Origin of the sequence: Pigmentiphaga litoralis, assembly GCF_048632615.1 — a bacterium.
GTDB classification, from domain to species: Bacteria; Pseudomonadota; Gammaproteobacteria; order Burkholderiales; family Burkholderiaceae_B; genus Pigmentiphaga; species Pigmentiphaga litoralis_B.
The window spans coordinates 579,966-592,222 of record NZ_CP184479.1 but is presented as its reverse complement, the minus strand read 5'-3'; the positions used below and the strand labels follow the sequence as shown (position 1 = coordinate 592,222).

The following is a 12,257-nucleotide window of genomic DNA, read 5'->3' as shown; positions in this document are numbered from 1 at the left end:
CCATGACTGCCATCCAGACCCCCGACTCGCCCTCGACCCCCGCGATCGCATCGACGTCCACGTCCCGTATCGCTGCCGCCTTTGCACGCCGTGCGCACTTGCCCAAGGGCCGGCCGGCATTGATTCCCTATGTCACGGCGGGCGATCCGTCGCCTACCGTGACGGTGCCAGTCATGCATGCGCTGGTGGCCGCGGGCGCCGACATCCTTGAGCTCGGCGTGCCGTTTTCCGATCCGATGGCCGACGGCCCGGTCATCCAGCGCGCGAGCGAACGCGCACTTGCGCTAGGCGTCGGCCTGCGCCATGTGCTGGCCATGGTCCGCGAATTCCGTCAGACCGACACCACGACGCCTGTCGTGTTGATGGGCTACGCCAATCCCATCGAGCGCATGGGCCAGGCCACGTTTGCTGCCGCCGCGCAGGAAGTGGGTGTGGACGGCGTGCTGGTGGTGGACTATCCGCCCGAAGAAACCGTCGAATTCGCGGCGCTGCTCGCGCAGCATCACATCGACCCGATCTTTCTGCTGGCGCCGACGTCCACGACCGAACGCATCCAGGCCATCGCGTCGATCGCGAAGGGCTATGTCTATTACGTGTCGCTCAAGGGCGTGACGGGCGCGGGCAATATCGACGTGCAGGAAGTGTCCGAGCGCATCACGACCATCCGCAAGCATGTGCTGGTGCCGGTGGGCGTGGGCTTCGGCATCCGCGATGCGGCCAGTGCGGCGGCGTTGGGCGCGGTGGCCGATGCCGTCGTGATCGGCAGCAAGCTGATCCAGGAAATCGAAGCGGCGGTGGCCGGGGTGCAGGCCGAACAGCTGGCGGACGTTGCCGCTCGCGCAGCAGGCGACTGGTTGCGTACAATCCGGCACGCGCTCGACGAATTGCCCCCGCGAGCCGTGATTACTGAAACAAGGATATCCGCATGAGCTGGATCGAAAAGCTGCTCCCACCCCGCATCAAAACCACCGATGGCGCGTCGCGTCGCGTCCCGGAAGGGCTGTGGGTCAAGTGTCCATCGTGCGAAGCGGTGCTGTATCGGGACGACCTCGACAAGAACCTGAATGTCTGCCCGAAGTGCGACCATCACATGCGGATCGGTGCGCGCCAGCGCATCGACTCGCTGCTCGATGCCGAAGGCCGTTACGAAATCGGTATCGGCACGTTGCCGGTGGATAGCCTGAAGTTCAAGGACTCCAAGAAGTACACCGACCGCCTGCAGGATGCGATGACGCAGACCGGCGAAACCGATGCATTGGTGGTGATGGGTGGCGCGATCCATACCGTGCCGGTGGTGCTGGCCGCGTTTGAATTCGAATTCATGGGTGGGTCGATGGGTTCGGTGGTGGGCGAGCGTTTTGCTCGCGGCGTGCTCGCCGCCATCGAACAGAAAGTGCCCTTTATTTGCGTGGCGGCCTCGGGCGGCGCGCGGATGCAGGAAGGTCTGCTGTCTTTGATGCAAATGGCCAAGACCACGGCTGGACTGACGCAGCTGTCGGCCAAGGGCCTGCCGTTCATCAGCATCTTGTCGGACCCCACCATGGGCGGCGTGTCGGCCAGCTTTGCGTTCATGGGAGACGTTGTCATCGTCGAACCCAAGGCGCTGGTGGGTTTTGCCGGTCCGCGCGTGATCGAGCAGACCGTGCGTGAAAAGCTGCCCGAAGGGTTCCAGCGCGCTGAGTTCCTGCTGGAAAAGGGCGCGATCGACATGATCGTTGACCGCCGCAAACTGCGCGAAGAAGTGGCGCAACTGTTGGCGCTGTTGACGAATCAATCCGCCGATGTGGTGGTGACTACCTGATATCCGGGTGAAATCCGGGGCTTTATCTATGCATCGTGTTGTCCGCTGACAGCACGTTGAATGACAAGGTGTTAATGTTGTAAGGATCCATTTCGGTTGTCTCTTGCGTTCTCTCACGGCCGGATTTCCGGCCGTGATGCATTTATAGTGAGTCGCTACTTTTGCGGGGCAATCGATGGCCTCTGCATATCAACGATTCACGACGAGCGCGAACATGAAAAAGATCCTTGGTGCGGTGGCTGCCCTGCTGGTGTGCGGCCAGGTGATGGCGGCGGGTCCGGGCGACTCAGGCAACCCGTTTGATGGCGGCGCCTGGAGCGTCCAGTTCGGAACGGGAGAGGGCAACCAGCGCCTGACCATCAACCGCGAAACGGCCCCCTGTGGACGCACAATTTCAGTTCAAGCCGTATCGAGTTGGTGGGCGAACTGGGTCTGTCGTACTGGTGGACCACGCAGGACGTGGACCCAGGCGCGAAGAAAAGCGTGTGGCAAGCCAACGCGATCCCGATGTTCCGCTATTGGCCAACGCAGCAGATCTACGTGGAAGCTGGCGTGGGCGCGACTTTCTTCAGCGATACGCGCTTCCATGACAAGAACATCAGCACGTCCTTCCAATTCGGCGACCATATCGGCGCCGGCTATCAGCTGACGCGCAATACCCGTATCGGTTTGCGTGTGTCGCATTTCTCGAACCTGAGCATCAAGCGCCCGAATCCGGGGATCAACAACGTCGCCATCAATATCGCGACGACGTTCTGATCGTCGCGCCGGGGCCAGCGGGCCCCTTGCCGGCGGCGCCCCATCGCCGTGTGCCAAACAAAACGCCGGAAGGTCTGACGATCTTCCGGCGTTTTGTTTTGCGCGGCGGGAATTTGATCAGCCGCCGATATAGCTCATCTCGATTTTTTGTTCGCGTAGGGTGTCGGCCGTGCGCACTTCAGAGTAGTTGTCATTGCGGCCCGCCCAGATCTGGCCAATGACGGTGGACAGCTCCGCATCGCTCGCGCCACCCCGCAGCAGCGCGCGCAGATCGTGGCCTCGCTGCGCAAACAGGCATAGATACAGTTTGCCTTCGGTCGACAGGCGCGCGCGGCTACAGGTGCCGCAAAACGCCTGCGTCACACTGGAAATGACGCCCACCTCGCCACCCCCGTCGGCATAGCGCCAGCGCTGCGCGACTTCACCGCTGTAATGCGGTTCAAGGGATTCCAGCGGCCATTCTCGATGGATACGTGCGAGCACGTCGGCCGACGGAACGACTTCGTCCATCTTCCAGCCATTGGATGCCCCGACGTCCATGTATTCGATGAAACGCAGGATGTGGCCGGAGTTGCGGAAGTACCGCGCCATCGGGACGACCTGATCGTCGTTGACGCCTCGCTTCACGACCATGTTCACCTTGACCGGACCGAGGCCCGCTTCGGCGGCGGCGTCGATGCCGCGCAGGACGTCGGAAACGGGAAAGTCGACGTCGTTCATGCGGCGAAAGGTCGCGTCGTCCAGGGCGTCCAGACTGACCGTGACGCGCGTCAGGCCGGCGTCGGCCAGCGCTTTGGCCTTGCGTGCGAGCAATGACGCGTTGGTCGTCAGGGTCAGGTCGGGGGCCCGGCCCGACGGCGTGCGCAGGTCGGCCAGTTGCGCCACCAGCGATTCCAGGTTCTTGCGCAACAGCGGTTCACCGCCGGTCAGCCGGATCTTTTCGGTGCCATGGGCCAGGAAGAGGGCGGCCAGGCGGCAGATTTCCTCAAAGGACAGCAAGGACGCATGCGGCAGGTACGGGTAGTCCTTGGTGAAAACCTCTTTGGGCATGCAATACACGCACCGGAAGTTACAGCGGTCGGTGACCGAGATGCGCAGGTCGTGCAGCGGACGCGACCGGGCGTCGAGCAGGCGGCCCGTGGGCGCAACCAGCACGCCGGGCATTCGCGGCACGGCATCGCGCACGCGGAAATCGGTCAGGGGCACAACGTTATCGGTCACGACGACGGCTTCTTCGATCAGGGTTCACCAAGCTTCCATACTAGCGGAAAACCGCAGGGCACCTGGGGAGCAGGCACGGTTGCACCTGTTCCGAACGGTATGCAAGTGTCCGCCCACTACCGGCTTAGATGTGGGTTTTACGCCGCGGGACAAGGGGTGGCCCACGCTACAATGGCCGCGCCGTTACGCCGATTTCTGTGACGACGCTATCGCCCGGACGGGCTAGAGAGGAAGACGACGTGCAATCTGGTCAACATCGCAAATCCACCGCCTATATGGCATCTTCCGCGGCGCTGTGCGCCGTTCTAGCCGGTTGCGGCGGCGGGGGCGGTGACGACGGTGGGGCCGGGAACGCGCCGTCTTCCGTTCAGCAGTATCCCGCGGGCGTCTACACCGGCCTGGCGGGCCCCTTGTCCGCCCAGCGCGAATTCATTGGCTATATCGACGGCGGGACGACCGGCACGGGCGGCCTGTATTACTTCGCGAAGGATTCGGGCGGCCAGGGTTACGACGGTCTATATGGCAGCCTGACGGTCACCGGCACTGCGTTGCGCGCGCCCAATTCCACCTACTTTTCCACGCTCGACAGCAAGTTCGCGACGTCGCCCATTCTGGTGACCGGCACCGTGTCGGGCGCGGCAACGGACGCCAAGACCAACGCCCGCATCGTGGGCAGCTACGCCAATCCGGCGGGCACCGTGGCCGCCACCAGCACGCAGGTCGTTCCGTTCACGCTCAACTACAGCGCGGCCCTGACCGAACATCCGTCCAGCCTGGCCTTGCTCAAAGGCACCTATCGCAGCGGAGGCGCGTTCGGATCAAACGCGGCCGTGGTGACGGTGGATGCGCTAGGCAATGTCACCGGGTCCAACGTCGGCTGCACCTTCACGGGCACGGCGCGCACGCCCAACCCGCAGCGCGGCATCTACAACGTGGCGTTGACCCTGGGCGGCACCGCGGCCAATTGCCCGCGTACCGGCAGCACCGAGTCAGGCATTGCCGTCATCGCCTATGACGCAGCGGGCGCCAAGCAGGCACTGTGGATTTTCACGACGGCGCCGGCCACCTCGACCCGCAACACCTTCGTGATCAACGCGGTGCCCGATCCCGAACCGCTGACCCCGCCGCCCGCCACGACGCCCCAGGTGGCCACCGGTCTGTTCACCGGAACGGTGGCGTCGGGCGCCACGTCCGATGGCTTCAACGGTGTGGTGCTGCCCGACAATCAATACTTTTTCTACCGCAGCAAGGGCAGCAGTTATGACGTGCTGTATGGGTCCTTGAGCGTGGCCCCCGCGTCCAGCGTGTTTTCGTCCAGCAATGGCATCTATTACGCGTCCGCCACGGGCACGTACACCGGCGGCGTGGTGTTTACCGGCGACGTACGCACCCGCGGCGCCTTGTCCGGCAGCTTTGCCGACCCCACGGCTGGCAATGCGGCCGCGCAGATCACCACGACCTACTCGACGCTGTTCGATGCACGCGCCGCCGACGTCGCCACGCTGGCAGGCAAGACGTACCGGCAGAACGGCAACTTCAGCGGACGGTCGATGGAAATCGCCATCGATGCGGCCGGTACGATCACGGGCAGCAACAGCGACAACTGCACTGTTGGCGGCACGATCGCGCCGTACACGACGCCCTCAACGGCCAATCTCTACACCGTCACCCTGATCTATGGCGGCGCGACCTGCACAGGCGTCAATCGACCGCGTGAGGGGGCGTCGCGATCGCCGAAGCGAACGGCGGCCTGCGCATCCTGACCGCCGGGTATAGCGAGGCGAACCAGGCGCGCTACACGACCGTGTTCATCAGCGGACCCGGCACGACGACACCGGTGACCGCCCCGGTGACAACCACGCCCTGAACCTTTGGGTGGGCAGCGCCGGGGCCAGGAAGTCCGCTCCGGACGCTGCCCTTCCCGCCGTCTGAGTTTGTACGAAGGCCGCATGAGTCACCTCATGCGGCCTTTGGTTTTCGTGGGCTGACGGACGGTACGGGTGTCGGTGTCAGTACATGAACGGCGACTGGTACGGACTGACCGGGTAGGCGACCGGTCCGGTCATGGGTTGCAACGCGTAGCGCAGGTACAGGCCGCCCATCAACTGGCGGTAGTCACTGGCATTGTTCATAGCCAGGTTGCCGCCCAGGAACAGCTGCCGGGACAGCTGATACTCCATTGCGGCCGCCACGTTGTAGCCCAGGCCGGTCTTGGTCTGGCCGGCATAGGTAGCGCTGGTGTTGCTGCTCAGGCCGAAAGCGGCAGCGTCGTTGGCGGCCTGCTGCGCGGCCGACTGCAACGATGCGTCGCCGGGGTAGTAATCGGCGGCGTCTTCCTTGAATGACTGGATGCCCAGCGAACCCTTGACCTGGTACGACAGCTTGCCCGTGCGCTGCGACCATGACACCGGCACGCTCACCGACAGGAATTCCTGCGGGCTGAAGTAGCCGCCATGGCCATAGGTGAAGTAACGCAGGTTCTTGTCGTAGCCCAGGCCGGTGATGTTGACCCCCGTGGTCAGGTCGGAACCCGCCGTTTTGGCCAGGCGCCAGTACAGGCCGCCGCCGCCTTCCAGCCGGCTGTTCGAGACCACGTTGTTGCCGGTCACGGCATGGAAGGATCCGTAACCGTAGACGCCATACACCCCGTCGTCCCAACCGACTTCGAGCCGGCCGCCGGTGGCCGACACGCCACCCCAGGTCTGGCCGGTGCGATCGTCGCGGGCGCCGGCAAACGACAGCACACTGTCGGTCACCGCGCGGCGCGACAGGTCGGCCGTGTAGGACACTTCATTGGTGATCGGACCCTTGACCTTCACGCCCCCGTTGATGTCGGTGTAGCGAAAGCCCAGCGGTGTCGTGCCCAGATCCGCCTGCAGGCGGGCGCTTTCATAGGCAATGCCCAGTCCCAGGCCGGACTGGTTCTGCGAGCCGATGTTGGACGAGCCGCCCGCGGCGGTGGCCAGCGCCGCCGCCGGGCCACCACCAAAGCGGCTGTTGGTGTTGTAGTTGCTCGAGACGTTGCCCGCATCCAGCGTGACAGGCGTCACGCGAAGCGCGATCTTGCCATCGCCGGCGGGCATCCGGTATTCGATCGGCGCCTGCACGTCGCTCAGCTGGCTCAGGCCGGCTTCGCCCTGACGCGAACGGCCCACGACGCCTACGGAGACCGTCGGCGTGCGGTCCTGGCGCAGCTCGTTCAGTTCGTCTTGCAGGGTGCGTGGGCGGTCTGCCGCGCCCAAGGCGCCGTCACTCGCATTCCAGGGCAGGGACACCGCGGCGGCGTAGGCGGCCGGATTGGCGCCGTACTGCGGCGCGCCGCCAGGGGCCGAACCATAGGCGTTCGGGTAGGGCGCGTTGGGGGATGCGACCTGCGGGTAGCCACCCGCCTGCGCATAGTTCTGACCCGGCGCAGCCGCAGGCGGCGGGACGTAGGCCGGCGGGGCGCCGTAGCCGCCCGGCGGAACACCATAGCCGCCCGGCGGAACACCATAGCCGCCTTGGCCAGGCTGCGCGTACATCGGTGCGGGCGCGGCGGGGGTGCCGTATACCGGCGCGGGGTTTTGCGACGCCGCGTTGTTGGCGGAACGGGTGGTATTGGACGCCGAGGCGTTGGCGGAGCGGGTCGCGCCGGACGACGCACTGCGCGGTGCCGCATTGCCCGCCGCAGTCCGTCCGTTACCGGTGTTGGCGGCCGAGGTGGTGCCTCGAGCGGCCGGCTGGCGTGTGGCGGGTGTGCGAGCCGGAGCCGCCGTGCCAGACGGATCGTAGCCACCCCCTGTGGACTGCGGTGTGTTTGCGTCGTTGTAATAGCCCGCGGGGTTAGGCGGCGCGTATTGCGGCGCGCCGTAGGGCGTGTAGCCGGGCGGTGCGTAACCTTGCGGGGGTAGAGGCTGCTGCGGGTAACCTTGCTGGGGATAGCCTTGCTGGGGGTAACCCGGCTGCGGGTAAGCTTGTTGCGGATACGCTTGCTGCGGATAGCCCTGCGGTGCGCCGTAACCCTGCGGCTGTCCGCCGTAGGACAGGTAGCCTGACGGGGCGCCGGCGGGCGGCGGGATGTAGGGCTGGCCGCCTTGCGGTGCGCCGTAGCCCTGCGCGTTCTGATGCGGGTAAGCCTGTCCGCCTTGGGCTGGCGAGTACTGCGGGTATCCCGGCTGACCGCCCTGGCCTGGCGCGCCATAGGCGGCCTGCACCGGCATGGCGCGCGCGCCCTGTCCGGGCACCGCCATGGCACGATACGCCTGCGCGCCGTAGGCGAGCCGAGAACCGGCCTGTTGCTGTGCTCCGGCCTGCTGCTGCACGCCAACGTAGGGCTCCGCCGAAGTGGGCTGCGACGCGCCATACACGGGCTGCGATGCGGACGCCGACTGTCCGCCATAGCCGGGTTGGGGACCATACACGGGTTGCGCACCATACACGGGTTGCGCCCCATTCACAGGTTGCGCCCCATACCCGGGTAGCGACGCATACCCCGGCGCGGGGCCGTATCCGGCCGGTTGCCCTGATGCGGATCCCGCGCCATATCCCGTCGACTGCGGCAGACCTGGCGCCGCCCGCTGGCCGCTGCGGCCCGCAAAAGGATTGCCATTGGACGGCCGGCCCGTTGCCGCCGCCGGCGCGGCCTGACGGCCATAGCCCACCGGCGCGGCCGCCAGATTCTGCACACTGACGGCGGCGCTCAGATACTGCGTCGCCTTGGTGGTCTTGCCTTGCGCCCGGTACAGGCGTCCTGCGGTGGCCAATACTTCGGGATTGTTGGGCGCCCGCGCAACGGCGATGTCGATCGCCCGCTCGGCGTACGCATAGTCCTTGGCCTGCGTGGCCGTGGCCGCGGCGGCCACGAGGGTGTCAACGTCGTCCGGACGTTTCTGCAGCAGACGGTCGTACAGGCCCATCGCCTGGGCGTGGTCGCCCGCGGCGGCGTACATGCGCGCCAGCGAGCCGATGACCTGCGGATCATCGGGGCGCTCGGCCAGCACGGGCGCAAGCGTGTCGTAGGCGCTGACCAGATCGCCCCGTTCGCGCAGGCTGTCGGCCTGCCGCACGATGTACGCAAGCCGCAGGGATTCGAACGACGCGCGATCCGAGGAAGTCATTTGCGCGGGCTGCAACTGCCGCAGGATGCCGGCCAGTTCGATGTCCTGCTGTGTCTTGAGCAGGATGGCGGCGTATTGCAGGCGCAGGCCGGTGTCGGGCCGCGTGGTGCGCGCCATGACCTGCCGGATCATCCCCAGTGCGCGGGTCGAATCGCCGGCATCGGTATAGGCCGACGCTACCGCGCCCAGCAGTTCCGGATCCTGGCCGGCAAAGGGTTCGACCTGGGCCAGGGTGGCCAGGGCTTCCGGCGCGCGGCCTTGCTGCGCCAGCGCCGAGGCCATGCCCGCCTGCGCATGCACCCATACCCGCTTCTGCAGCGCGGCAATGTCGCGCGTGCGGTTCTGCGGCGGGATGCTGTCCAGGGTGGCGAGCGCGCCGCGCCAGTCCTTCATTTCCGAGGCCAGCAGCGCGCTGGCATACAGCCCTTCCGGCATGTTCGGATTGGAAATCAGCAAGCCGTCCATGACGCCGCGGGCTTCGTTCAATGCGCCCAGCTTCATGTACAGCCGGGCCAGGTCCAGCCGGATCCACGGGCTGTTCGGATCGTTGAGCAAGGCGTCTTCCAGCGCAAGGCGCGCCGTGTTGTCATCGCCGCGCTGCATGGCCGACTTGGACACGCCTACCGCTTGCGCCGCACGCAAGCGGCCCAGTTCGCCGATCTGCGCCTGCTGCGTCGGGCTGAGCCGCTCGATCAACTGCAGGGCCTGATCCGGCTTGTTGTTCTGCGCCATGACGCCGACCAGCCCACGGATCGCATCGGGATTGTCGTTCTGCAGGGCCAGCACGCGGCGGTAGGCGGCCTCGGCGGCGTCGAACTGTCCGCTTTCGGCCAGCACTTCGGCCAGGGCGTTTTCCGCAGTCGGTTCTTTCGGGTCCAGCTTGACGGCCTGTTCCAGCAACTGGCGCGCACCGTCGCGATTGCCGGCGCTGCGCGCCGCGGCCGCCTGTTCGACCAGGGTCCAGTAGGTCGCGCTGTTCAGGGCGCTGCGCCACCGGGCAGGCGATCCGCCACGCGACGCGCGTTCCAGCAGCGATCGCGCGTCGGCAAAGTTTTCCTGCCGCAGCCGCAGGACACCCATGCCGCCCAGGGCATCGGCGTCGCCGGGCCGCGAGGCCAGCACGGCCTGGAAGTCGGCCTCGGCCGCCGCCAGATCGCCGGCTTCCAGAGCCTTGAAGCCTGACGTGCTGCGCGCTCGTAGCGGGTCGGTGGTCACGACCGCCGCCTGCCGCGATTCCTGTTGCTGCTTGCGGATGTCTTCCAGACGGCCCTTGATGGCGCTGTCGTCGGGATTGGCCGCCAGATACGATTCGTACAACGGCACGTCGGCCGGACGGGTGCCGATCCAGGCCAGCGCCTTCCGCCAGCTGTCAGTCGCTTCGGCCCGGGTCGCGGGCTGCGCAGCCAGGCGCGCCAGCTGGGTAATGCCGTCGCGGCGCGTGGCTTCGCGATAGGTCAGGTGCTGCGCCAGCGCCAGCGCGATGCGGCTGTCGCCGGGGTTCTCGCGCGCCAGGCGTTCCAGGCCGCGGCGGGCCTCGTCCCAGCCTTGCGGCGTGCCGCCCAGCGTCTGGTAGTACTCGAGCGCCAGGGGGCCTTCGGGCGTCTTGCCACCCAGGGCGGCCTGGTAGCTGGCGACGGCTTCGGCGGACTGACCGGCCCGGGCCTGCTGGCGCGCATCGCGCAGTTGCGTGGCATTCGATCCCAGGTTGATGCTTTGTTCCAGGCGCGCCACCAGCGGGCTGGCCGGCGCCACGCGTTTCAGCTGGTCCAGATAGCGCCGCGCTGCGTCGGTGCGGCCGCCGTCCAGTTCGATCTGCGCCATGCCCGACAGGGCGTCGGGCTGATTCGGGTTCAGGCGCAGCAGCTTTTGCCAGGCTTCCTGCGCTCGCACGCCGTTGCCGCGCGCCTGCCAGTACTGGCCTTGCTCGATCAATACCTTGATGGGGTCGTCCTGAGCCCAGACCGCCTGATGGAGCAGGGCGGCCAGCAGTCCGACCGCTAGCGTGTGATGGCGCGTGGACATGCGTTCTCCCAGCGTAATTGGATTTTCCCGGTGGTCAGGAAGCGGTAGCGTTGTTCCGCCCAGCCCGTTCCGAACAGACCCAGAACATAGTCGTAGTAGCGCGGCATCGCCTGGGGCGGCAGCGCGGGATTGAAGAATTGCGCCTGGACGCGGTCGCGTTGCGCGGCCAGCAGCCGCGGCTGACCGTTGGCCGTGAAGTAGGGCAGCAGCGCGGCGGAAAAGCCGACCGGGCCGGCGCCTTGCACGGCGCCCGTCAGCGCGCGGGCGGATTCCGGCGGAACGCCCGACGGCTGGGTGCCGGCGGTCATGCCCGCCAGGGCGCGCAGCAGGGGGCCAGCCAGGGGATCGGCAGGCGGTGTCATGCCTGCCCAGAGATAGGTGCGGATGGCATCGTAGCTGCCAATGTCACCCTTGTCAGGATCGACCACGACGGCGCCGACAGGCGTGTCGGGGGTGACGGCATAGCCCACCCAGTCGGGCACGTAGCCTTTGGGGGACGACTGCATCACCAGTTTGGCGGTCGCCGATGCAATCGCCGCCCACGGACCCTGACGGTCTTCGGCCGCAAGCCGACGCAGCACCGGGACTGGCATGTAGCTCGGATTCAGGCGCCATAGAATGGGTGTCAACGCCGCCCCGCCGGCCGTGCCGCTGCCGTTCGGGCCAGCGCCATGTGCCGCAGCACCATTCGCCGCACCACCATTCGCTGCCGCGCCGTTCGGTGCTCCGCCATGGGGGGCACTGCCAGCAACGGCGCTTGCACTCGGTCCGCCCCGCTGGAAGCCCATCGGGCCGGGCAGCAACATCTTCCCCAGACCGGGCAGGTCGGCCACTTCTTCGCGCGCCACACGCGTCATCAGCGTCCGGGCATCACGCAGGTAATCGTCACGTTTCCAGACCCGGCCCGCTTCGAGCAAGGCATAGGCATACCAAAGGTCGGCGTCCGATGCGGCATTCGGATCCAGCACGCCCCATGTCCCATCGGGCTTGAGCCCCCACTGCCACGCGGGCAGCCGGCTGGCGATGTCTCCACCAGCCAGGTTGGCCACGCTCCAGCGCCACAGGCGATCGAAGGTAGCCGGGTCGTTGGCCACCAGCGCGAACATCATGCCGTAGGACTGGCCTTCGGACGTGGTGTGCATCTGGGGTACGCTGGGGTCGATCACGCGGCCATCGGCCTGCAGGAAGCGGTCCAGGAAGGTCTGGTACATGGGCCACGGCGTCGTGCAGGACGCCGCTGGCGAACTGCCCGCGCCCGGCGCGGCGGACGCCGGCGCAGGCGCGCCAGCAACCTGGGCGTGCCATGACAGGCCCAACGCGGTGGCCGCCAGCGCGGCACGGGACAGAAGGTGCCGCAT

At 66.8% G+C, this 12,257-nt stretch carries 7 protein-coding genes; 4 read left to right on the top strand and 3 right to left on the bottom strand.

The features are described 5' to 3' along the window. Nucleotides 1-2 precede the first annotated feature (2 nt). From trpA to ACNANG_RS02635, 3 genes are all read left to right on the top strand, one after another. Complete coding sequence (trpA, locus tag ACNANG_RS02645) at nucleotides 3-929, top strand: tryptophan synthase subunit alpha (protein WP_420225873.1); 927 nt, start codon at nucleotides 3-5, stop codon at nucleotides 927-929. Continuing rightward, a complete protein-coding gene (gene accD, locus ACNANG_RS02640) occupies nucleotides 926-1,801 on the top strand; it encodes an acetyl-CoA carboxylase, carboxyltransferase subunit beta (RefSeq protein ID WP_420225872.1) in 876 nt (291 codons plus the stop codon). Before trpA ends, accD begins: the two co-directional genes overlap by 4 nt. Nucleotides 1,802-2,218: 417 nt before the next feature. Beyond that, nucleotides 2,219-2,560 (top strand): acyloxyacyl hydrolase, encoded by a 342-nt coding sequence (locus ACNANG_RS02635; RefSeq protein ID WP_420225871.1) that lies wholly within the window; start codon nucleotides 2,219-2,221, stop codon nucleotides 2,558-2,560. Between the two features lie 117 nt (nucleotides 2,561-2,677). On the opposite strand, the gene moaA is transcribed toward ACNANG_RS02635, so the two are convergent. Continuing rightward, nucleotides 2,678-3,781, bottom strand: a complete 1,104-nt coding sequence (gene moaA, locus ACNANG_RS02630; protein WP_420225870.1) for a GTP 3',8-cyclase MoaA — start codon at nucleotides 3,779-3,781, stop codon at nucleotides 2,678-2,680. A gap of 239 nt (nucleotides 3,782-4,020) precedes the next feature. On the opposite strand from moaA, the gene ACNANG_RS02625 reads away from it, so the two are divergent. Beyond that, nucleotides 4,021-5,544, top strand: a complete 1,524-nt coding sequence (locus ACNANG_RS02625; protein WP_420225869.1) for a hypothetical protein — start codon at nucleotides 4,021-4,023, stop codon at nucleotides 5,542-5,544. A gap of 246 nt (nucleotides 5,545-5,790) precedes the next feature. Here ACNANG_RS02625 and ACNANG_RS02620 read toward each other — a convergent pair whose 3' ends face one another. Both ACNANG_RS02620 and ACNANG_RS02615 read right to left on the bottom strand, forming a co-directional pair. Then, the gene (locus ACNANG_RS02620) at nucleotides 5,791-10,899 is read right to left on the bottom strand and encodes a cellulose synthase subunit BcsC-related outer membrane protein (RefSeq protein ID WP_420225868.1); all 5,109 of its coding nucleotides are present in this window, start codon (nucleotides 10,897-10,899) and stop codon (nucleotides 5,791-5,793) included. Continuing rightward, complete coding sequence (locus ACNANG_RS02615; protein ID WP_420225867.1) at nucleotides 10,875-12,257, bottom strand: endoglucanase; 1,383 nt, start codon at nucleotides 12,255-12,257, stop codon at nucleotides 10,875-10,877. The genes ACNANG_RS02620 and ACNANG_RS02615 overlap by 25 nt, the downstream gene beginning before the upstream one ends.

Coding starts and splice junctions, on each gene's coding strand:
- trpA (WP_420225873.1), top strand. CDS start 3: ATGACTGCCATCCAGACCCCCGACTCGCCCTCGACCCCCGCGATCGCA.
- accD (WP_420225872.1), top strand. CDS start 926: ATGAGCTGGATCGAAAAGCTGCTCCCACCCCGCATCAAAACCACCGAT.
- ACNANG_RS02620 (WP_420225868.1), bottom strand. CDS start 10,899: ATGTCCACGCGCCATCACACGCTAGCGGTCGGACTGCTGGCCGCCCTG.
- ACNANG_RS02615 (WP_420225867.1), bottom strand. CDS start 12,257: ATGCGGCACCTTCTGTCCCGTGCCGCGCTGGCGGCCACCGCGTTGGGC.